Annotated in this window: 21 protein-coding genes; 9 read left to right on the top strand and 12 right to left on the bottom strand. The window is 44.9% G+C overall.

Going from position 1 to position 22204, the window contains the following annotated elements; all coding sequences use genetic code 11:
* Positions 1-4: 4 nt before the first annotated feature.
* Entirely contained in the window at positions 5-589 is a 585-nt protein-coding gene (locus tag ACHKAR_RS05710; RefSeq protein WP_159580682.1) for a DUF2059 domain-containing protein, read from the bottom strand.
* Between the two features lie 84 nt (positions 590-673).
* Entirely contained in the window at positions 674-1108 is a 435-nt protein-coding gene (locus ACHKAR_RS05705) for a universal stress protein (protein ID WP_395416544.1), read from the bottom strand.
* Positions 1109-1277: 169 nt separating this feature from the next.
* Between ACHKAR_RS05705 and ACHKAR_RS05700 the strand changes: the two genes are divergently transcribed.
* The 3 genes from ACHKAR_RS05700 to ACHKAR_RS05690 all read left to right on the top strand — a co-directional run bounded on the left by ACHKAR_RS05700 (position 1278) and on the right by ACHKAR_RS05690 (position 4312).
* Positions 1278-2582, top strand: a complete 1305-nt coding sequence (locus ACHKAR_RS05700) for a PAS domain-containing sensor histidine kinase (protein WP_395416543.1) — start codon at positions 1278-1280, stop codon at positions 2580-2582.
* 12 nt (positions 2583-2594) lie between these two features.
* On the top strand, positions 2595-3626 hold the full coding sequence (locus tag ACHKAR_RS05695) for a response regulator (protein ID WP_395416542.1): 1032 nt from the start codon (positions 2595-2597) through the stop codon (positions 3624-3626).
* An 83-nt stretch (positions 3627-3709) separates the two neighbouring features.
* The gene (locus tag ACHKAR_RS05690) at positions 3710-4312 is read left to right on the top strand and encodes a hypothetical protein (RefSeq protein ID WP_395416541.1); all 603 of its coding nucleotides are present in this window, start codon (positions 3710-3712) and stop codon (positions 4310-4312) included.
* A gap of 29 nt (positions 4313-4341) precedes the next feature.
* Here ACHKAR_RS05690 and ACHKAR_RS05685 read toward each other — a convergent pair whose 3' ends face one another.
* From ACHKAR_RS05685 to ACHKAR_RS05675, 3 genes are all read right to left on the bottom strand, one after another.
* A complete protein-coding gene (locus ACHKAR_RS05685; protein ID WP_395416540.1) occupies positions 4342-5610 on the bottom strand; it encodes a DEAD/DEAH box helicase in 1269 nt (422 codons plus the stop codon).
* Positions 5611-5855: 245 nt separating this feature from the next.
* Entirely contained in the window at positions 5856-7109 is a 1254-nt protein-coding gene (locus tag ACHKAR_RS05680) for a hypothetical protein (protein WP_395416539.1), read from the bottom strand.
* Positions 7110-7133: 24 nt separating this feature from the next.
* Complete coding sequence (locus tag ACHKAR_RS05675) at positions 7134-7667, bottom strand: YceI family protein (RefSeq protein ID WP_395416538.1); 534 nt, start codon at positions 7665-7667, stop codon at positions 7134-7136.
* Between the two features lie 187 nt (positions 7668-7854).
* Between ACHKAR_RS05675 and ACHKAR_RS05670 the strand changes: the two genes are divergently transcribed.
* Positions 7855-8247 carry an iron chaperone gene (locus tag ACHKAR_RS05670; protein WP_395416537.1) on the top strand — a complete coding sequence of 131 codons (393 nt, stop codon included), beginning with the start codon at positions 7855-7857 and terminating at the stop codon, positions 8245-8247.
* Positions 8248-8287: 40 nt separating this feature from the next.
* Here ACHKAR_RS05670 and ACHKAR_RS05665 read toward each other — a convergent pair whose 3' ends face one another.
* Positions 8288-9058 carry a ThuA domain-containing protein gene (locus tag ACHKAR_RS05665; RefSeq protein WP_395416536.1) on the bottom strand — a complete coding sequence of 257 codons (771 nt, stop codon included), beginning with the start codon at positions 9056-9058 and terminating at the stop codon, positions 8288-8290.
* Between the two features lie 220 nt (positions 9059-9278).
* On the opposite strand from ACHKAR_RS05665, the gene ACHKAR_RS05660 reads away from it, so the two are divergent.
* Positions 9279-9671: a DUF3859 domain-containing protein gene (locus ACHKAR_RS05660; protein ID WP_395416535.1), complete on the top strand. Its 393-nt coding sequence runs from the start codon at positions 9279-9281 to the stop codon at positions 9669-9671.
* 47 nt (positions 9672-9718) lie between these two features.
* Here the strand turns inward: ACHKAR_RS05660 and tnpA are convergent, their stop codons facing one another.
* On the bottom strand, positions 9719-10171 hold the full coding sequence (gene tnpA, locus ACHKAR_RS05655; protein WP_159583641.1) for an IS200/IS605 family transposase: 453 nt from the start codon (positions 10169-10171) through the stop codon (positions 9719-9721).
* Between the two features lie 1126 nt (positions 10172-11297).
* Between tnpA and ACHKAR_RS05650 the strand changes: the two genes are divergently transcribed.
* Both ACHKAR_RS05650 and aac(6') read left to right on the top strand, forming a co-directional pair.
* Positions 11298-11765, top strand: coding sequence for a VOC family protein (locus ACHKAR_RS05650; protein WP_395416534.1), 468 nt, complete (start codon positions 11298-11300; stop codon positions 11763-11765).
* Positions 11766-11769: 4 nt separating this feature from the next.
* Positions 11770-12210: an aminoglycoside 6'-N-acetyltransferase gene (gene aac(6'), locus ACHKAR_RS05645; RefSeq protein ID WP_395416533.1), complete on the top strand. Its 441-nt coding sequence runs from the start codon at positions 11770-11772 to the stop codon at positions 12208-12210.
* 53 nt (positions 12211-12263) lie between these two features.
* On the opposite strand, the gene ACHKAR_RS05640 is transcribed toward aac(6'), so the two are convergent.
* Both ACHKAR_RS05640 and ACHKAR_RS05635 read right to left on the bottom strand, forming a co-directional pair.
* On the bottom strand, positions 12264-13538 hold the full coding sequence (locus tag ACHKAR_RS05640) for an acetyl-CoA hydrolase/transferase family protein (RefSeq protein WP_395416532.1): 1275 nt from the start codon (positions 13536-13538) through the stop codon (positions 12264-12266).
* 64 nt (positions 13539-13602) lie between these two features.
* Positions 13603-14412, bottom strand: a complete 810-nt coding sequence (locus ACHKAR_RS05635) for an energy transducer TonB (protein ID WP_395416531.1) — start codon at positions 14410-14412, stop codon at positions 13603-13605.
* A 220-nt stretch (positions 14413-14632) separates the two neighbouring features.
* Between ACHKAR_RS05635 and ACHKAR_RS05630 the strand changes: the two genes are divergently transcribed.
* Together ACHKAR_RS05630 and ACHKAR_RS05625 are read left to right on the top strand one after the other, a co-directional pair.
* Positions 14633-15175, top strand: coding sequence for a SprT-like domain-containing protein (locus tag ACHKAR_RS05630; protein ID WP_395416530.1), 543 nt, complete (start codon positions 14633-14635; stop codon positions 15173-15175).
* 102 nt (positions 15176-15277) lie between these two features.
* Positions 15278-16078, top strand: a complete 801-nt coding sequence (locus ACHKAR_RS05625) for a ParA family protein (RefSeq protein ID WP_395416529.1) — start codon at positions 15278-15280, stop codon at positions 16076-16078.
* An 88-nt stretch (positions 16079-16166) separates the two neighbouring features.
* On the opposite strand, the gene ACHKAR_RS05620 is transcribed toward ACHKAR_RS05625, so the two are convergent.
* The 3 genes from ACHKAR_RS05620 to ACHKAR_RS05610 form a co-directional block, all read right to left on the bottom strand.
* The gene (locus ACHKAR_RS05620; protein ID WP_395416528.1) at positions 16167-18962 is read right to left on the bottom strand and encodes a M16 family metallopeptidase; all 2796 of its coding nucleotides are present in this window, start codon (positions 18960-18962) and stop codon (positions 16167-16169) included.
* A gap of 94 nt (positions 18963-19056) precedes the next feature.
* Positions 19057-19635, bottom strand: a complete 579-nt coding sequence (locus tag ACHKAR_RS05615; protein WP_395416527.1) for a hypothetical protein — start codon at positions 19633-19635, stop codon at positions 19057-19059.
* Between the two features lies 1 nt (position 19636).
* Positions 19637-22180: an endonuclease gene (locus ACHKAR_RS05610; RefSeq protein ID WP_395416526.1), complete on the bottom strand. Its 2544-nt coding sequence runs from the start codon at positions 22178-22180 to the stop codon at positions 19637-19639.
* Positions 22181-22204: the final 24 nt, after the last annotated feature.

Here is a 22204-nt window from a genome sequence, read left to right as displayed (position 1 = left end):
GTGGTTAGTTATCCGAAAGTAATCGTAGTGGCCTGATCTGATCGGGGTGAATCTTGTGAACATGCTCATCTACCAGCACTACTTTCTTATCTATGTGTTTTAGAAATTTCCCCAACTGAGTTTCCAGCATCAACAACTGCCCGTCATACGAATATATGCCAGATTCCTTCTTCAGATCCTCCTTATCACGTTCCAAATCCCTGCGTGTAAGGCATGATGTTTTCAGAAATGAAATGAAGGTATTCATATCAAAGTCTCCTTCCAGTTTTTGAATATCTGACAAGGAGCGCTTGTATTCATGATGGCTTATATCGGAGGTATTGGCAGTAGGATCCAGAAGTAAGTCCAGTACCAATGAATCATAATGGTGAAGATGTTCCAAGACCGTAATGATGTCATTACGATAATTGGGATTGGCACAGAACTCAGAAAGTCCGTCATAGGTTTTCAGCCCATCAGAGACTTCCAGCCATTTGGCGGTTAACCGATCATACTCAGCTTCTATACTCACAGGAAAATCCTGTGCCTGGAGTGGCCATACCAGCGAAAACACGAGCAGGACACTAAGACATAAATGTGGGTTCTTCATTTTTCAAAAATAGAACACCACACCATGCGGAGGGCTCACACAAATTCTGTAATCTCCTATCCGTAAAAACAACTAGACGAGGACTTATGACACCTGATGAGTTTCATTGATCACATTGGGCATTACCATCACAGGGGCATTGGCCTTAGCGATGATGCCCGATATGTGACTTCCGGGCTCATTGTCTACTCCGTTGCTATTCACACCTAAAATAATCAGCTCAAAAGCGTTTGCCTGGATAAATTTGAGGACCTCTCCCTCTACCTCTCCTCCAAGGATCACAGGTTGAATCTTCTTTTTCTGACTTCTTTCCAGGGTCTGACAAAGGTCATCCATTTGCTTTCTGAGTCCCTCCATCAGCTGAAGGTCCCCACTTCTTTCAGATGGTCCCGAGGGAAATACATGAAGCAGGGTGAGACGGGAATTCTCTGGAGCAATGAGCCTTAGGCCCAACTGCACGGCGTGCCATGCAGCCAATGAAAAGTCCGTGGGAATAAGTATCTGATGGAATAAATTCATGGCATTAGGTAAAGAAAAAAGTATCTCACAAAAGTATCGATGCCACTTTTGGGGGTATGTGACGATAGTCAATCCAAAAAATGAAATAAATCAGTACTCTTCTAGGGCTTCTGTCTGGCACCTTTTGTAGGTTTATATTTCAAAGTCAAAATCCGGAAACCTCACGTTTATGCCGATCAGCAGCGAATACCTTACTTCCTCCAATGGACTCCAACTTCTCAATAAAATATTCTTGGGAGCTGGTGAGGGTATTATCATCGTCGACAGTGAAGGAAAAATCCGGCTCATCAACAAGCGGGCAGAAGAGATTTTTGAATACGAGCAAGACGAGCTGATGGGGAGGGTCATCGAAGACTTGATTCCCAAGAAGTATCACAAACAGCACGTCCCTCACCGAACCGAATATATTGCTCATCCGGTCACCAGACCAATGGGCATAGGGCGTCACCTCACCGGCCAGAGAAAATCTGGCAGTGAATTTCCTGTGGAAGTAAGTCTTAGCTATGTCATGCACGAGGATGAGAAGCTGGTGGTGGCATTCATTTCGGATATTACCAGGAGAAAAGAGCAAGAAGACGCCCTGAGGGAAAGCGAAGAAAAGCTAAAGCAGTACACAGCTGAGCTGGAGTCTAAGGTGCAGGAGCGTACCCAGGAACTAGAGCATCTCAACCTGGGGCTCAAGAGCCAGATAAGAGAGCGCAAGCTGGCAGAAGCCGCCCTGCATTCCAGTCTGGAAGAGCTGAAGAAAGCAGAGAAAGAGATACTCAATGCCCTGGAAAAGGAAAAAGAGCTCAATGAGATGAAATCAAGGTTCATCTCGATGGCGAGCCATGAGTTTCGGACACCACTCACCACCATCCACTCTTCTGCCAACCTGGTGGCCAAATACACGGAAACCGAGCAACAAGCCAACCGTGACAAGCATGTGAACCGGATCAAATCTGCTGTGAATAACCTCACCAATATCCTGAATGATTTTCTTTCCCTTGAAAAACTGGAAAGTGGTGCCATCACGATGAAAGTAGAAGCCTTCAATATGACTGGCCTATTCAGGGAGGTGGAAGAAATATTCGAACAAGGCCTGAAAAAAGATCAACAACTAAAAATCACCATTGAGGAGGGCTTGACTGAAGTGGTTTCTGACCCACACATTCTAAAAAACATCATAATCAACCTCATCTCGAATGCCATTAAATATTCAGATGAGGGAAAGACCATCACCGCCACCACCTCCCGGGTGAAAGACCGCATTCAGATTTCCATCAAAGACGAGGGGATCGGCATCCCGCTAGAAGAGCAAAAGAACCTCTTTCAGCGGTTTTTTCGAGCCGACAATGCCTCCAACATCCAGGGTACCGGCCTTGGATTGAATATTGTGAAAAGGTACCTTAACCTCATTCACGGAAATATTACTTTTACCAGTAAGGAAAACCAGGGCAGCGAGTTTGTGATTTCTTTTCCTATACAGCCCTGACCAATCAAAGTCATGAAAAAGAAGATACTCATCATCGAAGACCAGTTGGAAGTACGGGAAAACATTGAAGAACTCCTACTACTTTCTCACTATGAGCCTATCACCGCGCCAAACGGCAAAGAAGGTGTAAAGAAGGCCCTGGAGCACAAACCAGACCTGATACTTTGTGACATCATGATGCCGGAGATGGATGGCTATGAAGTGCTCTACCTGATTGGCAAAAATCCTGAGATCGCGTCTACTCCGTTTATTTTCCTTACGGCAAAGGCCGAAAAAACAGATTTCCGAAAAGGAATGAACATGGGCGCGGACGATTATATCACCAAGCCTTTCGAAGAAATGGAGCTCCTGGGAGCCATAGAGCGAAGACTGGAGAAGTTCAGTCGACTATCGAGCAATGAGTCCCTGCAGGAATTTGTGGCGCGGGCCAAAGAATACCATGAGCTGAAAGACCTGGAAAACAGTGGGAAAACACGCTCTTTTAAAAGAAAAGACATTATTTATCGACATGGGGACTTTGCCTCTTATGCCTACAAAATCAAAAAAGGGAAAGTAAAAACCTATCAGATCAATCCTGATGGTAAGGAATTTATCCTTGACGTGCTCTCAGACGGAGATTTTCTGGGCGAGAATGCCCTCATTCAGGATACTGAGCGCACGGAATTTGCGCAAGCACTGGAAGAGACTGAGCTGATATTAGTTCCTCGCAAAGACTTTCAGGATCTGATTTTTCAAAACCGGGAAGTCTCAGGACAGTTTATCAAAATGCTTTCTAAGAACCTACTGGAAAAAGAACATGGTCTGGTGGAAATGGCCTATGATACCGTGAGAAAACGTACTGCAGATGCGCTCATGAAGCTCTTCAATAAGTATGAGGAAGATCACTTTGATGTGTCACGCTCAGACCTGGCCAGCATGGTGGGTACAGCCACAGAGTCTGTGATCAGGATACTTTCCGAGTTCAAGAAAGACGGATTTATCAAAATAGAGGGCAGTACCATCCACGTACTCCATCCAGAAAAACTGAGTGCCGTTCGGTTCTGATCTAATAGTGGTCATGTGCACTGTCACTGATCTTCCTGACAATTGTCATAAGACCGTTTGCTCGTAGTTTATTTCTTTGTAGCATGAGATATACCCTGTTTTTCAGTGCACTTATCTGGAGTAGTCTACTCTCAGCTCAGCCATCGCATCACGAGGTGACCATTAGTTCAGGGCGTTTCATCCTGCAGGGCACCACCAACCTCAATACATTTGAATGTACATTGAGTCAAGCTCTCCCGGGTAAGCCCATAGTGGTGAAGACCACCAGTGAGGCACGCCAGATTCGTTTTGAGGGGTTAGAACTCAAATACCCAGTATCAGAGTTTGATTGCGGACTGGAAGCCATGAGTCAGGACTTGCGAAAGACACTGAAAAGCGATGCGTATCCATATCTGCTACTGCGGATCAATGACATCCAAATCAAAAATGAAAGTCAGGAAGTCGCTAAACTTACTGTAGTCTCCTCGGTCACTATCACATTGGCAGGAAAATCACACGATGCACTGGTGGAAAATGGACTGGTGATCAATCACTCTGAGGGGGCGCTTACCCTGGCGGGGACACAACATCTCAGCATGCATGATTTTGACCTTGAGGCTCCCACCAAGTTTTTCGGAATGGTGAAAGTAAACGATGAACTCAATGTCTCCTTTGAGCTAAGAATGGAAGTGAAATCGCTCGACTGAGTGCAGTCGCGCGATTCCCTCCTCTATTATCAGTTTGAGCGATTTCTGCTCGAATTACTTCTATTTGATCTTCTGAAATTTCCCTTATTTGAATCCCTGGGTTTAGACGATTGCGATCGCTGAAAAGACCCCTTTTTAGGCTCTTTCTTGATGTCTGCAGCGGTCTCTGTAGGTTCAAATCCGCTTAACACCTCACTATCAAGCTTCAAACCAAGCAACTTCTCGATGCCCTTCACATATTCGATCTCATCGAGCGATACCAGGGAAATAGCCTCACCACTAGCTCCTGCCCTACCTGTACGACCTATTCGGTGTACATAATCTTCAGGTACATTGGGTAGCTCGTAATTGATCACGTGAGGCAAGAGCGGGATGTCCAACCCACGCGCGGCAATGTCAGTAGCCACCAACACCCGCACTGTACCCTTCTTAAACCCCGCAAGGGCCTTGGTACGCGCTCCCTGGCTCTTATTGCCATGAATCTCCGCAGCAGTCAGTCCGTTTTTGGTGAGTATTTTACCTAGTTTATTTGCACCGTGCTTCGTACGGGTAAACACCAGTACCTGCTGCCAGTCACCTTCAGCGATTAGCTTGGTGATCAATTGCGCTTTCTTACTCTTGTCTACTCTGTAAATTTTTTGATCTACTTTCTCTGCAGTGGTATTCTCCGGAGTTGCCTCCACCAGTACAGGATGATTGAGAATTCCGTTGGCCAGCTGCTTGATCTCTCTTGAAAACGTAGCTGAGAACAACAGATTTTGTCTCTTTTCAGGGACTAAAGCAAGAATTTTCTTGATATCTCTCAGGAAACCCATGTCCAGCATACGATCTGCTTCATCCAGCACCAGTATCTCTACTTTGGCAAGTGATACAGCTTTCTGATTGTACAGGTCCAATAAACGACCTGGTGTAGCCACTAGTATGTCCACCCCATTTCTCAGTGCTCGGATCTGTGGGTTGGCATTAACGCCACCAAAAATCACTGCTGATCGCAGATGAAGAAACTCACTGTATGTGTGTACATCCTCATGCACCTGTGCTGCCAGCTCACGTGTTGGTGTGAGTATAAGTGCTCGAACAACTGGTCTGCTCTGCTGTCGACCTTCGGCCAATAGCTGCAGCATCGGCAAAGCAAACCCGGCAGTCTTGCCTGTGCCTGTCTGAGCTGATGCCAGTATATCCTTTCCTTGCAAAATGAGTGGAATGGCCTTTTCCTGAATTGGAGAAGGGGTACTATATCCTTTTTTGTTGACTGCATGCAACAGGGATTCGGATAGTCCCAAAGATTTAAACGACATATAAATTGTTTGTGAAACGACAATTTATTTTAAATGTCATTTCTTTGTAAGCCACAAAAGTACACCTTATTTATTCAGCATCAGGTTAAGATTTCATTTACCCGGGGAATAATACCTATTTCAGACCGCATATAAAGGAAGAAGCGGAGCATCTACTGGCCCAACCTACCAGTAAACACTCCGCTCTTACAACTAAAATGAGAAGCCACCTCCCGAAGGAGGCGGCCACTCAACTAAACAGGCTACTAAAATCCAATGGTGGCTTCAATCACTACACCATTAAATTCTGCTCCCTGATATTGGCTGCCATTCCATCCGGCTCCATCATATGTTTGCTTCACATATTCTACTTTCGCCAGTACGTTTTTGGTCATGAACCAACCTCCTCCAAAATTGATTCGCTGTGTATCCCGAGCAGCAGCTGCGTCGGTCATTTCACCACTTACGCTATTGAAACGGCCACCAAGGTATAATTGCTCCTCACCACCAAATCTGTAAAGCGCCTCTGCTCCAAGCTGTGTGAAGCTACCACCTACGGCATCATCACCATTGCTTGTTACTTCAAACACTCCGAAGAACTCTAGGCCTTTGAACTTCACAAATGGGTTGATCTGAAAGGCTGTCTGGTATTTGAAGCCAGGATTGAATCTTGGAGAAAAGTCACTGCTGGAAATGGTCTGAGTACCTAACAACTGGTAGTATCTACCTCCAGCTCGGTCACCGTTGTATAGGTAGTCTCTGGTGCCTTTGTCAGAGCTGCTGTAGAAAGAGCCAGTCAAGCGAAGACGTAGGTCATCATTGATCTGGTCATCGTAGCCCAGTTTACCGAAGAGCACAAAGCCATCATCACCTGGTAGTGGACTCTGATTGAGTCGGCCATTGGTGGCTCCAAGTACTCCTATGAAACCTGATGTATTGATGGTCAGTTCAGCGAATGGCTCTGTGGTAAAAGAGTCCATGATGTAATTGCCCACAAATGGATTGAAAATAGCTCTGGCATTATCGGATCTTCTGAAGTGTGCATCTCCATAGTTGAACTCGTCCATACCTACACGGATGGTCGCTACATTCATGAAACCACTCATGAAGTCTTCACGGATAAAATCGAGTTTATCGATCTGAATATATCCACCCTTCACATAGGCTTCAGTATGGTGTCTGGAAGAGAGATAGGTACGCAAGTGCATTCTCATACCATCCGCCAGCTGTACATCCAGATTCAGATTGGCAGTAGGCAAGTTGAAATTATTGGCCAACTCTGTTAAAGAGTCTCCTGCATTGGTTTGAGAAAGTCCCTGAAATTGCATGGCAAAATCGCCACCGACACGCACTTTCACACCGGTGAATTCCACATCATTCTCCTTTGAAGTCTCAAATACATTGAGACCATCTTTGTCATTGGCTCTGAAATATTGCAGCGCTGGCTGCTGAGCGTAAGCAAACACCACTCCTGTCAGAAACAGGGCTGTTAAGATTGATTTGAGCTTGAAGTTTTTCATGATTGATTTGTTTAAATAGTCTGTTTATTTGTTGAGTAAAAGCTGATATTGGATGGTCACCTGATCACCTGTAGTGAGGCTTCCAAACATAGCGGTCGGTGGGTCTATCCCATACTCCGACATTTTGATAGATACTTCTCCGTTCACCTGCACAGTACCCGCACCTTTGGTCGTGGTCTGCGCTTCGAGGGAGATGGTTCGTGATACACCTGCCAGGGTGAGTACACCCAGTCCTTCGGCCTTACTGCCAGATAGCGCCAGCGATTCGGCTGTGAAATAGACTGTGGGAAATTTTTCGCTCTTCAGCGCATCATAGGTCTTATCGTCCATAATGGATTTTCCACTTTTGATGGACTTCACCTTCACCTCTACCTTGAGGTTGGTGATGAGGTTTTCTCCCATGGTACCAGAGACCACAAAATCGCCAACCTTGGATTCCCAATCGTGAAGGCTGGAGGTACCCAGAATGGTCATAGTGCTCTGTGATGGGACTGTCTTAAACTCCCACTGACCGGCGGTCAGTCCTGATATAAGGAGGAGTGTTAGTAAGAATTTCATTGTGTTTTGTTTTAGTTGATAAGGCGAAGGTAGAGGGGTACACGAACGTGAGGTATGACGAAACCAGTGAGGCCGGATGATCTTGATCAACCATTTGATTGACCCTTGTTAGGAGAAAAACTGACGCAACGCAGTAATTGGTGATATGCTGCGTTTGGTTTATTTTAAGGCCTAAAAACTGACCTGTATGAAAAAGACTGATTCAAAAGAAGCACCACAAAGTGTGGATGAGTACATCGCAGATTTCCCCATAGAAGTGCAGGAAATCCTGAAGGCAATCAGAAAGGTTATTCAACAGGCTGCACCTGAAGCTACTGAATCTATCAGCTATGGCATCCCGACCTTTTCTCAAAATGGGGTGCTTGTTCACTTTGGGGGATATAAGCAGCACATAGGCTTCTACCCTGCCCCAAGAGCGATCGAAGTGTTTAAAGAAGAGCTGTCAGGATATGAAGGTGGAAAAGGAACCATTAAGTTTCCATTGAACAAGCCAATCCCCATGGAACTGATCACCCGAATCGTTCAATACCGGTTGGCAGAGAACCTCAATAAGTCGAAAAATAAAAAAGCCAGCTCCTGATATGATCAGGAGCTGGCTTTACTCTGAATAACAGGCTTTATTATTGTTTCTTCATTACACCCTTTCCTGTAGCCGCCCAGAAAATGCCTCCATAGATGTGCTCAAGAAATATGGCATCAGAATAGGTCTCCGCCATATGCCCCATGGCTGTATAGAAGGCTCTTCCTCCATCAAAATTGTGATACCATGCTACCGGATGAAAGCCATTCATTCCCTTAGCTTCTTTCTCTCCCCACTTGGCTTTGACGTCATATGTGGACTCATCCACGGTGATCAGGTAATTGAGATTATCCACTTTTTCTTCTCCAAACTCATACCATTCATCTGTCCACCAGCGCATATCAGGCATTAGCTGCATCCCGGGGAAATTACGATCCTCTACCCTGATGGCTGCAGTCTGACGGTGTGGGTGAATGTAGAACATACGGCCAATGAGTTGATTGTACCATGGCCAATCATACTCCGTATCTGAAGCCGTGTGAATCCCTACAAAGCCCTTTCCAGATTGGATAAACCTCTTAAAAGCTTCCTGCTGTTCGTCATTAAGAATATCCTCAGTAGTCATCAGAAAAATGACAACATCATATTCTGCCAAAGCTTTATCATTAAATACCCTGGAGGCATCCTGATGCCAGTCCAGTGCAAAGTCATTGCGCTCCGCCAGCCACCGTATGGCATCCACACCTTCATTAACTGCTTCGTGATGGTATCCCGCCACTTTGGTGAAAAGTAGGACCTTAAACTGCTGCCCAAATGAGGTAAGTGACACCATGGAAAAAAGGACGAATATTATTGTGATTTTTCTTTGCATAATTTCTGACTATTTTGTGTTAATGGAGTTTGAATAAATCCAACCTGGAAAAGGTACAGAAGTCGAAAATAATAAAAATATGAATGGTGATAGAATAAAACAGTAGCATTATCGGAGAATAACCAAATGATCCATTAACTATTGACATTTAGTTCCTTATTCCTTTTCTTCTCAAGGCCTTTTTCATACCCAAATGCATAGATTAGTTTTGCCTTCTCTGATGAAAAAGAAGAATACAAAAACCATTGAAATTGAAATCATTAATTATGGAGCGTATAGCGAATGGGATCGTGAGAGCAATGAGCTTCCCAAATTTATGGCTCTGACAAACACCGTAGAAGCCGTCATTGGAGCCGAGTTTGGAATGATTGTGGAGATCAGAAAGGCCAAAGGTCGATATCTTGATTTTCTGATAGAACACCCTCCATTTACTGACGAAAGCGGGGCGGTGGAACCTCCATTTAGAAGCACATTCCGGGTGAAGCACAACCCATTTCAATTTTTCCTGGGGGACTCCATATGGGCACCGGTGGAGGATAAAAGAGGCCCATGGAAGCTCTCCATCCTACTGGAAGATGAAGTGCTTATTTCTAAAACCATCATGATCACCTGAGGAAATCAGCAATTCACTCCCACAATTGATCGGGTATAAAACCGTATTTATTCGAAAACATATTGATCATTATACGCTATCTGATAAGCCTGAAGGAAGCCAAGGTATTCCTCCCTAAACGTCTTATGACCATGGTGCTCTTCCTGGGTTTTGATATAGTTGATCACATTTTCCTTCTGGGACTGGCCAACGGTAAAGGCTCCAAACCCATTCTGCCATGCAAATTTGCCAATGGTTAGCCCTTTTTCATTGATGAATTTGGAGGAATTGGACTTGATGTCTCTGACCAGATCAGATAGGGCTATGTCCGGCTTCATCCCAATAAGAATATGCAAATGATCCGGCATACCATTAATAATCATTAATTTCTGTCCCTGGTTGGTGACTATGCCGGTGATGTATTTATAGAGTTCTTCCTTCCATTTTGGTGAGATCATGTTTTGACGGCCTTTGACTGCAAAAACCACATGAACATATAGCTGAGTATAGGTATTGGCCATGAGTAGGTTCAATAGGACAAGTGAATCTATCATAATTTTATGATTTTTATTCAATCTCCTACTTCATGAGCACCAGAAGTGCCAAATATTAATAGCGCCAACGATGCGAATCCCCTGAGCTTCGGAGGAGCGACACAATCCTCCCCTCAAATCTTAATCAATCAAAAACATTGCATCTCAAACACCGACATGTCGCTGCTATGCAGCTTCTAAAAATAACCAATCTCTGTCTATTAATATCCCGCTCCTACGGAGCTTTATTTTATCGGCACCAGAGGTGCCAAATATTAATAGGCCAACGGAGAGAAGCTCCTGAGCTCCAGCGGAGCGGCATAATCCGTTCCTGAAATCCTATGCGATCAAAATATCGCATATATACATATCGCTGCTACGCAGCTTCTAAAAATAACCAATCTCAGCCTATTAATATCCCGCTCCTACGGAGCTTTATAGCATCGGCATCTAGAGGTGCCAAATATTAATAGCCCTAAAAAATACATCTCCCGAGCTCCAGAGGAGCGGTACAATCCGCTCTTGAAATCTTACACGCAAAATATCACATCAATATGTCGCTGCTACGCAGCTTATCTCGCATTCACACCATTTCTATTAATATTAAGCTCCTACGGAGCTTCGAACCTTTTATTTTCGAAATTCCATCTTTGTGTTATCAACACAACACCATGTTTTCAGCCCAGATACATTCTCCGAAACCAATGGCACCAGAGGTGCCGTATGTCAATAGAAACAACAAACAGACACCGTTAAAGCTCCGGAGGAGTGACACAATCCACCCCTCAAATCTTAATCAATCAAAAAACATTGCACCTCTAATACCGACATGTCGCTGCTACGCAGCTTCTAAAAATAACCAATCTCAGCCTATTTAATATCCCGCTCCTACGGAGCTTCATATCGTCGGCATCAGAGGTGCCGCATGTTAATAAAAACAACAAACAGACACCATCAAAGCTCCAGCGGAGGGCATAATCCGTTCTCCAAATCCTTTACGATCGGCATAATCAGAGCGATCTATCAACATTTGCACACCAAAACTGTCCATTTCGATACCGATACGTTTAATGTTTCTCTTTTATCTTGACCCTCAAATCAAAAACAAACATCCATGAATCTCCTGTTACCAAAAACATTCTTCTTTGTCGCCATATTGTTCGTTACCCTGGAAGCTAGCGGACAAAACTATAAGCCTCAGTTAAAAACCGACCACATCGCTATCGTAGTAGCAGACCTACCTGCGAGTGCCCAATTCTACTCGGAAATATTAGGTCTTAACGAAATAACCAACCAGACTAAAAAACCCAATATCCGTTGGTTCACTTTCGCTGATGGTGTGGAACTACACCTCATCAACCGAAGTAAAGAAGGCATTCAACTCATTAAAGATGTACACCTTGCCCTGGCCGTAAATGATTTTGATGCTTTTGTGAACATGCTTCGTGAGAAGAAGGTAAATTTTGAAAACTGGCCTGGAGAAGCCAATAGCACGAATTCCAGGCCCGATGGAGTCAAGCAAGTTTACATTCAGGATCCGGATGGATACTGGATTGAAATCAATGATGCCGAAAGGCTTTGACCTTATGGAAATTGTACCTTTTGACCATTCAAACATCGATCAGCTAACAAAGATGATCGTGGAGTTGTGGCCTGAGTGTAAGTTAGACCAGGAATATGCCAACTGTGTAAAAGCGATGGAATCTGAAAGAGAATGCTACTTTCTGGCCAGAGCACATGGTCAGTACATTGCATTTATTTACCTCAACCTGCGATTTGATTATGTGGAAGGTGCCAGTTCATCCCCTGTTGGATACATTGAAGGCATATATGTAAAACCAGCCTTTAGAAAACAAGGTGTGGCCAAAATGCTGATAGAGCGAGCTGAGAAATGGTGCCGAGAAAGGGGTACCAGTTTTCTGGGTTCTGACACTGAAACCGACAATTTAGATAGTGTTGCTTTTCATCTGCAGGTTGGATTCAAAGTCACCAATCGGCTGGTCACTTTCATCAAGAAACTCACTTAAAAAAAGAGCGCCACATGTCCAGTGTGATGCTCATCCAACCAAAAACAACAACCTCAGAGTACTCTGAATCGCTCGAATGCCTCCTGCTCCAACCGCGCCTGATGATCAGGGTGAGCGATCCTTATTAATGCTTTGGCCCGCTCCCTCAGGTTTTTCCCGTAGAGTTCTGCCACTCCATATTCTGTGACGATGTAATGAACGTGTGCTCTGGTGGTCACTACCCCTGCGCCCTCTTTCAAAAACGAAGCAATCTTACTCTCACCCCTTGAGGTAATAGAAGGCAAGGCAATGATGGGCTTACCTCCAGGAGAGAGCGAAGCTCCCCGGATAAAATCCATCTGCCCTCCTACTCCCGAGTAAATCCGCGTACCTATAGAATCCGCGCTCACCTGACCCGTAAGATCCACCTCGATGGCGCTGTTCACACTAATCATATTGGGCATTCGCCTGATCACAGCTGTGTCATTCACATACTGAATATCCAGCATCCGCACTATTGGATTATCATCTACAAAATCGTATAACTTTCTGGATCCAATCATAAATCCGGACACAATCACGTCTTTATGCTTCGTCTTGTACTTATTGGTAATAACCCCGTTTTCTACCAGCGGGATCACCCCATCGGAAAACATTTCGGTGTGCACACCTAAATCCTTATGATTGCCCAGACAGGAGAGCACCGCATCAGGAATGGCCCCAATGCCCATTTGCATCGTAGCTCGGTCAGGAATCATCTCTGCAATGAATTCTCCCATCTTTTTCTCTTCGGGAGTGATCGGATGGCCAATTAACTCTGGAAGTGGCACATCCACCTCCACGCAGGCTGTGAACATATCCTTATGCAACAGCCCATCTCCATGTGTCCTGGGCATGCGGGGGTTAACTTGTGCAATCACCACCTTGGCCATATCCACCGCAGCTTTGGTTGCATCTACTGAGATTCCCAAAGAGCAATACCCATGGGCATCAGGTGGTGAAACCTGCACCAGGGCCACGTCCACTTTTATGATTCCTGATCGAATCATTAATGGAATTTCACTTAAGAAGCAGGGGATATAATCCGCATAACCCTCTTGGGTAGCTTTCCGGCAATTGGCTCCCAAAAAGAACGAATTCACCCGAAAACTATTCGAGTATTCCGGCTTGGCGTAGGGCGCTGGGCCCTCTGTATGTAAGTGATAAATTTTGACTCCTTCGAGTTCTGAATGCCGGTCGGTCATAGCCTCTACCAACACATTGGGAGTAGCTCCTGCTGTGTGAATAAATACATGATCACCAGATTTGATGTTGCGGACTGCTTCTGAAGCAGACATTGAGTTTCTCATTATTACAGTTATTTGATTGAAGCTATTAATTGATTGATTCGGCACATGCCATATCGATATCTTTTCATCTTTCCTTAAGCAGAAATAATATGGGAACAGTCATATATACGCGTACATTGTTTCCTCGCTGCTTACCGGGAATCCATTTGGGGCTGTTTTCAAGCACTTTCACAGCCTCCTCGTCACATCCACCCCCGATGCCTTTTACCACCTGTACGTCGGTAATACTCCCGTCTTTCTCTATTACAAACCTCACAAACACCCGCCCACTGATATCTAGCCTCTTAGCCAAATCAGGATACACAATGTTTTCAGCAACAAAAGCATAAAACGTCTTCAATCCTCCCGGAAACTGTGGCTGATCCTCTACAATCTGGAAGATCTCCTCAGCTTTTTCCTCTTCAGGCTCTTCCAGTACCACGTCATACATCACGTCCTTTACGGCCATATCCTCAGTAAGCTCCACATCCAAATCAAATTTCACTTCGTCTAAGACTTCCGCATCATCTATCTCCCTGAGTACAAATACTTCTACCCTCTTAGGTGGCGGTGGCGGGGACTGCAAACTTGGGGGCACCTCCAGTATTTCGTCAAAATCTGAACTCACATCGCCCAAATCCACCATTTGAGTTTCATCATAAATCTTCCAATTGAAAGCAATAACGGCAAAGAGAAGACTCAAGCTGAGACCGATGAAAAAGAACAACGGCCGACGTTCGGCATCCATCTTTTCCCTTGACCTTTTGAGGTCCAGTAAGCCCTGATATTGATTAACTCTGCCCTGCTTATGCAGCACTTCATTAGCGTGAATGGCCTCTGACAAGCCACCTTCGTGAGGGTCTACATGAGGCTTTGGAGGTGTGAGCGTCTTCATGATTTTGTTGGTTAAATAATTAGGCTAAGATCAATGGAATTGTTCCGCATAACTATGACGAACCTCAATCCTCCAACTGATAGTCGTCAATCAGCCCACCCGATTTTGTTCACTTCATACACTCACTTCGCTTTCTTTTTATTTTCTTTAAATCGTGAATTCGACCAAGGCTGTTTTTGAGCGTTTTGTCCCGGAAAACTCAGTGACATACTGTTGTAAATTGCTTGACTATTTTGGTTTTGAATTTAAAATCAAAAAAAGCCGGCAAACCAAACTCGGAGATTACAGATACACCCCAAAAACCAAAAAGCACACCATCACTATTAACAATGACCTGAATCAATTTTCCTTTCTCGTCACTTTCCTGCATGAAGTGGCTCACCTGGTCACCTTTAATGCGCACGGTCGGAAGGCTGCTCCTCACGGTCAGGAATGGAAGGATAATTTCAAAAAGATTGCCACACCAGTGCTCAATGAATCTGTGTTTCCGGCACCTGTACTACTGGCGCTTACCAACTATTTTAAAAACCCCAAAGCTGCAAGCTGCTCGGATCCAATCCTTTACAACGTTCTGAAAAAATTCGATGGTCCCTCCGACCTGATTCCTCTGAGCAAAATACCTGTTGGACAGTCATTTGAATTCAATGAAAAAGTCTATAAAAAATTGGAAAAGAAAAGAACCAGAAGCCTTTGTATGGAAGAGCGATCCGCCAGACGCTATCTGATCTCGGAAGTAGCTCAGGTAATGCTAATTGAAGACTAATTTGCCGCAGGAGATTAAGCCTATATAACTATTCAATTATCAGATTGATATATTCCAAGGTTTGTAGTAAATTGAGTGTTTTGTTACCAACCAGCATCATTAATGTCCAACACAGTTTCCATTTACAACTTTAAGGGAGGCGTAGGGAAAACCACTACCGCACTCAATCTTGGAATCAGTTGGTCGAGATCCTTTAAGGTTCTCCTTATAGACTTTGATCCTCAGTGTAACCTCACCAATGCCATTACTATAGAGGAACCAAGAAACACCATTTATAACAACATCAGAAATCTGCTGCATGATCATGACCCGGATATTGAACCGCTGGAAATCACACCTTATCTGCACATCATTCCCGGAGATTTTCAAATGACTCAGATTGAATCCAATAATCAGTTTATTTCATTTGGCACAGGTATCATTGCCCGCCTTCTTAGCTCTCAGCGAAGGGAATATGACTTTATCATCATGGACTGCCCTACCAACTTTGGGGTACTGGTCAAAGCCATACTTGGGAGCTCCAAAAACATCCTCATACCGGCGCAAGCCGATAGTTTTTCGATCACAGGCATACAAACACTAATGGGCTACCTGAATATGGTAGAAAATAGCCTTCTCAATATTCTTGGGGTATTTTTTAATATGTACAATGGCAACCTTATCCTGTCTCAGGAAAAATTTAATGAAGCCAAAAACTCTTTTGGCAACCTCATATTGGATACCACTGTGAGCCGATCCATTAAGGTGGGGGAAGCACTGGATATTGGTCAGGCCATCAGTGACTATTCACCTGACAATACTGCCGCCGTAGAGTTTATGAAATTGAGCGATGAATTGCTGGCCAAGTTTCTTGGGAATGTTTCCAGCCATGTAGTGCTGGAGAATCTCAACCTCCAGGAATAAATCCACAAAAAACACCCTTATCAACAAAAAAAGGAATCTCCACCAGTGAAGATTCCTCCTTTCAATCCAACAGGATAATTTACCCGACTTAGTTTTTCCCTCCTTCTACGTCAAGTTTCTGACTCTGAGGTTGTAATACATTTCCATCACTGTCTATGGCGATCACCTCACCATAGCCCAGTGCCTTGATCTCCGCCATGATCTTCTTGCTGTCCCCTACCACCAGCCATGTCATTTTTTGAGGATCGATGATTTCTTTGGCCAACTTTTGAACCTTGGAAAGCTCCAGGCTTTGCACCTCGCCGGCATAGGTCTGATAGTAGTCATCGGCAAGACCATACCTCACTATGTTAGCGATAGACCCTTCCACGGCATTCATGGTTTCCCACTGACCGGGCAGGCTAAGTATTTCATTGGTTTTGGTCTTTTCAAACTCCTCTTTAGTGGCCGGATTGTCACCTATATACCCTGTAAGCTCACCCATGATCTCCTTCATAGATGGGGCCGTTTGGTCAGTCTGTACAGGTGCATAAGCCAGGAACGGACGCTGACCTTTAGCGGAATAAAGGAATGTAAATGCTCCGTATGCCCAACCTTTATCTTCCCGTAGATTCATATTCACTCTGGAGGTAAACTCCCCACCAAGAATATTATTCATCATACTCACTCCTATTTCGCTGACCTCACCATAGGGTTTGGTCAGGTGCCCTGTGATGATCACGGACTGAAGTGCATCTGGCTTATCCATCACATATATCTTGTTCTTGTTGGGAGCACCCACCATTTCCAGGTTCTTCTTGGGTACCTCTCCTGACTTCCACTTCTTGAAGTTCAGCTCCAGTTTTTGTTTCAGGTCGTCCATGGTGATATCCCCCACTGCTACAATGGTAGCGTTATTGGGCTTAAACCAAGTCTCATAAAACTTCATCAGGTCCTCGCGAGTCATGGCGGACACAGTGGACTCATATCCCGAGCCGGTCAGCGGGCTGCCGTAGGCATGATCCTCACCGTATAAAAATTTCGGAAGGGTACGGAGTGCCATAGACACCGGGCTTTTCTTTTCATTTTGTATGCCTACTATCTGTTGCTTTTGCAATCGCTCAAAATCAGCTTGTGGGAAAGCCGGGTTCAGCACCACATCTGCAAATAGGGCCAACGACTGATCGAAATTATTCTTTAATGAAGAGAGGGTAACATAGGACTGATCCAAATTAGCACCGGTATTGAGTTCAGCACCCAAAAGGGCCAACTCCTCATTGATCTGCAGTGCTGTACGGGCCTTAGTGCCCTCATCCAGCATGTCCATGGTGAGGTTGGCAGTACCGGCTTTGGCATACTGATCTGCGGCATAGCCGGCATCAAATATCATTCTGAACTCGATGAGCGGAACGGTATTTCTCTGAGCAAGCACCACTTTCATCCCATTGGAAAGTGTTGCACGCTCCAGTTTTGGAAAAGCCACAGTTGCAGCAGGCCCCACCTCTGGCAGTGCCGAGCGGTCCACATCTTTACCGGTCGTCTCATAGTCAGGAAAAGGATTGATATGCAATACGTATACGCCATCGCTCAGCCACTTATTAGCCACAGACTTGACACTACTGATGGAAGCTTCCTTCATTCCCTTCAGGCGTGTTTTGTAGAAATCAGGCGACCCACCATAAACAGCATTCATGGCGAGGATATCAGATTTTCCACCGAATCCACCAATCCGCTCAATGCCACGGGTAAACCCGGCAAAAAAGTCAGTTTTGATACGCTTCATCTCTCCTGAGGTAGGGCCTTCCTTCAGAAATTTAGCTAGCTCCTCTTTGATCGCATTTTCCACTACCATATTATCCACACCCGGCTTCACATTGGCCTGGATCACAAATATGCCGGCGATTTCATTTTCCCAATTGTAAGCACTCACACTTGTAGCAATCTGCTCATCATAAACCAGACGTTTATAAAGACGTGAATTTTTCCCTGAGGCAAGGGCATCAGCAACAAAGTCAAGATTGAAAGCATCGGGATTGCCCCACTCGGGCACATTCCAAACCATATATATACGCGACTGTGGTACTCTATCCTGCTGCACCTGACGAATCTCCCCGGTTCGCTTGGCCACATAAGAACCATAATGAGTAACCGGAGGACCGGATGGAATGTCCCCAAAGTAATCGACTACCTTCTGGTAAATCTCTTCCGTATTAACATCTCCAGCGATCACCACTACTGCGTTGGCAGCTCCATAATAATCATTGAACCATTGCTTTACATCATCCAAAGCAGCCGCATTGAGGTCCTCCATGGAACCAATGACTGTGTGGTTATAAGGGTGTCCATTCGGAAAGCAGGACTGTGTCACAAGGTCAAAAAACTTACCATAGGGCTGATTCTCACCCTGGCGCTTTTCGTTTTGCACAACGCCTCTTTGCTCATCCAGCTTTTCCTGAGAAATGGCGTCCTTGAAGTGTCCCATTCTATCGGACTCCATCCAAAGTGCCACATCCAAAGCTGATTTGGGCACGTTTTGGAAGTAATTGGTTCGATCAAAATTGGTGGTACCATTCAGGTCTGTGGCTCCGATTCGCTCCATGGCCTGGAAATAATCATCATCAAAATTTTCACTCCCATTGAACATTAGGTGTTCAAAAAGATGAGCAAAACCTGTTTTACCAAATTTTTCATTTTTGGAGCCCACATGATACCATACATTCACGGCTGCTATGGGCGCCTTATGATCTTCATGCACGATGAGCGTGAGCCCATTGCTGAGCACAAACTTTTGATATGGAATATCAAGCTGCGACAGATCAAAGTCAAACTTTTCAGTTTCCTGAGCTGAGAGGGCATTCACTAAGAACAGCCCCACTAAAAACATTAGGTGAGTAGTTTTTTTCATAATCATGGGTTTTGATAATGTGTCACAGATTTAACTCTTTAAATCTGGAAAGACAAGAACTGAATAGCAAACGGTAAAATCTCCTGTCTAATGGTTACAGATCACCCATCTGCAAACGCCTCTGCATCAGCTGACTGACTCCCGCAAAAAAAACAGCGGGTGTCATCGTGCGCCAATTGACTACCTGAAGATGCCCGCCAAAATTGATGTAAGAATCAATCTCAAACCGAGCCATTTCCTCCTCCACAAAGTCACGAAAATTGATGGCTACGATCCAGCCATCCTCTACCTCCTCAAACCATTCCTCATAGTAGCTGTCGTCACTGCCATGAAAATTCAGAATATTCTCGCCTATTAGGATGAACTTGTTGATACCAGTGCCCATCACATGCTCTACCACATTTCGCTTGAGGTGCATGATATCATTGTTAATGGCATCATTCCATTCTCCAATCAATTCGATGATAATAAAACCTTCTTCATAATTGGCAAAAAGTACCTTCATGTAAAGTGTTTCGGAACCAAAAAAATCCCAGGCCGGATCTATGAAATACCCATAGATATTCTCAGAATACAAGTCGTAGTTGTACTCTTTTCCATAAAAAGGGGATTGAGGATCCTCACTGGCATCGTAGTACTGCTGCCAATTATGATATGGTTCTATCTGATGCAAATCATTCTATGATTATTCGATTATAAAATATACGCCCCTCTTTATCAAGAGTGAGTAGATACATGCCGGATCGCAACTCCTCAACACTGAGGGTTCCTTCCGTCACCTGGGCTGTTTTTACTTTCTTGCCCTGCAAATCAAAAAGCGACAAGTTCACCGGGTAATCGATTCCCTCAGGTAAATGCAAATGCAGCAAACCCGAAACAGGATTGGGGTAGACAAGGTTCAGTGAAGGTCGGGCGTCTTTCACTCCCAACACTTCTTCCAAAAAGGTGAGGTCTTCGGCCATCCTGGCAAATACCTGATAATCTGCATTCGACTGCCCTACATAACCGATGAGATCCACAGAGACCTGGGGAATACTCGTCCCCACCAGAGGATGATCGATGGTACCAACTCTAAAAACAACCTCAGCATCATCTCCTGTCAGAGTGTAATTCCCCACGGCGAACTCACCCGTTTCCACAAAGGAAACATTCCTGAGGCTGATCAACTCAGATTCATATTCCTCACCTACTGCTGATAATGTAATCTCTTGCGGCTCAGGAAGGGCATTCCCACTATTGAGTATATCAATGTATACAGGAGACTCTTCTATTTCAAAAAGGCCATTATAGTCAAAAATCCCACCAGTGACCATCACACTATCCCCCATGACCAGGACAGAAGAAGCATTACCCAGGTCAAGGCTGCGGACCACTAGTCCTGCCGTGCCATCAAAGACCACCCGATTATCTCTATTGTTATTTTCACCACCAATCACAATGCCTTTCACAGTGACGACACTTCCTTCGACCATAGTACGCGCCTCTGCAATGCTGATCACTGGAGGCCGTTCCTCCTCCTCTTCGTCTACCAACACCATGTCTTCCAAATCCCTAACAGAAATCTGATAATCTCCCGAAAATTCTCCAACGAAGCCTGTGATATCAAATAAACCATTGGGGATGCGAGTACCCACCAATGGGTGCTCAGACGAGCCTATTCTGAAAACCATAGTCCCTGTGGCGTCCTTAATTTCAAAATTACCGGCAGAACCACCTCCGGCAAAAGTGCCGCCCGCATCTTTAAAAGCCGCATCTCTGATCACTACCAGCTCGGATTCATACGGCTCGCCTACTTCTGCAATAGTCACCTCTTGGGCTTCCGGCAATTTAGCCCCCTGAGCCACCAAGGTGATGGTAATGGGAGATTGTTCTATCTGAAGCACTCCTGCATAGTCAGATAAACCACCGCTTACCACAATACTATCCCCCTGCACAAGGTTAGCAGATTCATTACCAGCATCGAAGCTCCGCACTACAATACCTGCTGTCCCATCAAATATCACACGGCTGTTTCCACTGTTATTGCCTGCGTCTATCACCACCCCTGTTACATAGGCCATGCTCCCAAGTTCTTGCTGACGTGCCTTAGCAATAGTGGTAACGGTGACTTCTCCCTCCTTGCCCTGTACATTCAATTCCACAGAAGTCAGGCCGGAAGATGCATGAGTAACCATACCCTCATAGGTACCCCCATCAGCCTGCTGGGGCTCAAACTTGAGGTAGACCGTGAAGTTTTCGGATACCACACCATCAGCATGCGCAAAGGTGCTTGAACCTGAAAAGGTTGAATTGTCTGAAGAAACGTAGAATGGAGCCTCAACCGTCACTGTCAAGTCCCCCTCAAGATTATATGCATTAACCGTATATTGCTGTATAAGGGATTGACCAAAAGGAACAGTCCCAAAATTTTGGCTAAAATTGGACTGATCAAGTGAAACAAATGGCTCTGAAGCTGTTCCCCAGATTTCACCCACCCATTCCGGATGGTCTACAAACGGATTTCTGTTGTTTTGGTATCCATAGGCTTTCTCATGTCTGGCAATCTCAGCAGCGTCTACCGGGTCCTGTGCATGCCACCTTAGCAAGGTGAACAATACGCCCAATTCGGGATCACCGGAAAAACTCTTGTGATCCACTAATTCCAAATCGAGCGCTTCACTTTCATAGCGCATGTCCATGTAAAACAGTATGCGGGCTACATCGCCTTTGATCTCATCTCTGGGATCCCAAAAATCTGCATTGGTATAGGTATCTGGCGCCTCACCTTCGGCATTTGCAGCGATGTTTTCCACATCATTAAAGTCTTTATTGCTCTTGGAAGTGTTTACAGTAGCATCTGAGGGCCTTAGGTTGTGAACATCCGTATATGCAGTGTCTGAGAGGTCTGGAAACCCATGAGATTTGGGCCAGGTGTGCTCTCTGTTCCAATAATCAGGCTCGTTATTGGAAGCGAAATTTGCCTTGGGAATGGAAGCATTTTTATAGAAGAGGATGATGTTATCCGGATTATCAGGGTCTTCGTCCAGATCTGGCAAAATAGTATCACGAAAATCACTATAGGCCCATACTTTATGACCACTTGATATTCGGTGAAGTTGTTTCTTCAGGGCCTCACCGGTAAGTCCATCAGTGCCGTCATAGTAGCCACTAGGGGCCTGGCCAAAGGCAAGAAAACTCAAAAGAGCGAAAGGAAGAAGGAAGGTATATTTTTTCATCATTGGATTAAAGAAAAAAAAGGGAAG

Source organism: Marinoscillum luteum (genome assembly GCF_044005705.1).
Classification (GTDB): Bacteria; Bacteroidota; Bacteroidia; order Cytophagales; family Cyclobacteriaceae; genus Marinoscillum; species Marinoscillum luteum.
This window is presented reverse-complemented; position numbering and strand designations above follow the sequence as displayed.

Excerpts from the sequence above, each read along its gene's own strand:
- ACHKAR_RS05710 (WP_159580682.1), bottom strand. The coding sequence starts at position 589 with ATGAAGAACCCACATTTATGTCTTAGTGTCCTGCTCGTGTTTTCGCTG.
- ACHKAR_RS05705 (WP_395416544.1), bottom strand. The coding sequence starts at position 1,108 with ATGAATTTATTCCATCAGATACTTATTCCCACGGACTTTTCATTGGCT.
- ACHKAR_RS05700 (WP_395416543.1), top strand. The coding sequence starts at position 1,278 with ATGCCGATCAGCAGCGAATACCTTACTTCCTCCAATGGACTCCAACTT.
- ACHKAR_RS05695 (WP_395416542.1), top strand. The coding sequence starts at position 2,595 with ATGAAAAAGAAGATACTCATCATCGAAGACCAGTTGGAAGTACGGGAA.
- ACHKAR_RS05690 (WP_395416541.1), top strand. The coding sequence starts at position 3,710 with ATGAGATATACCCTGTTTTTCAGTGCACTTATCTGGAGTAGTCTACTC.
- ACHKAR_RS05685 (WP_395416540.1), bottom strand. The coding sequence starts at position 5,610 with ATGTCGTTTAAATCTTTGGGACTATCCGAATCCCTGTTGCATGCAGTC.
- ACHKAR_RS05680 (WP_395416539.1), bottom strand. The coding sequence starts at position 7,109 with ATGAAAAACTTCAAGCTCAAATCAATCTTAACAGCCCTGTTTCTGACA.
- ACHKAR_RS05675 (WP_395416538.1), bottom strand. The coding sequence starts at position 7,667 with ATGAAATTCTTACTAACACTCCTCCTTATATCAGGACTGACCGCCGGT.
- ACHKAR_RS05670 (WP_395416537.1), top strand. The coding sequence starts at position 7,855 with ATGAAAAAGACTGATTCAAAAGAAGCACCACAAAGTGTGGATGAGTAC.
- ACHKAR_RS05665 (WP_395416536.1), bottom strand. The coding sequence starts at position 9,058 with ATGCAAAGAAAAATCACAATAATATTCGTCCTTTTTTCCATGGTGTCA.
- ACHKAR_RS05660 (WP_395416535.1), top strand. The coding sequence starts at position 9,279 with ATGAAAAAGAAGAATACAAAAACCATTGAAATTGAAATCATTAATTAT.
- tnpA (WP_159583641.1), bottom strand. The coding sequence starts at position 10,171 with ATGGCCAATACCTATACTCAGCTATATGTTCATGTGGTTTTTGCAGTC.
- ACHKAR_RS05650 (WP_395416534.1), top strand. The coding sequence starts at position 11,298 with ATGAATCTCCTGTTACCAAAAACATTCTTCTTTGTCGCCATATTGTTC.
- ACHKAR_RS05640 (WP_395416532.1), bottom strand. The coding sequence starts at position 13,538 with ATGAGAAACTCAATGTCTGCTTCAGAAGCAGTCCGCAACATCAAATCT.
- ACHKAR_RS05635 (WP_395416531.1), bottom strand. The coding sequence starts at position 14,412 with ATGAAGACGCTCACACCTCCAAAGCCTCATGTAGACCCTCACGAAGGT.
- ACHKAR_RS05625 (WP_395416529.1), top strand. The coding sequence starts at position 15,278 with ATGTCCAACACAGTTTCCATTTACAACTTTAAGGGAGGCGTAGGGAAA.
- ACHKAR_RS05620 (WP_395416528.1), bottom strand. The coding sequence starts at position 18,962 with ATGAAAAAAACTACTCACCTAATGTTTTTAGTGGGGCTGTTCTTAGTG.
- ACHKAR_RS05610 (WP_395416526.1), bottom strand. The coding sequence starts at position 22,180 with ATGATGAAAAAATATACCTTCCTTCTTCCTTTCGCTCTTTTGAGTTTT.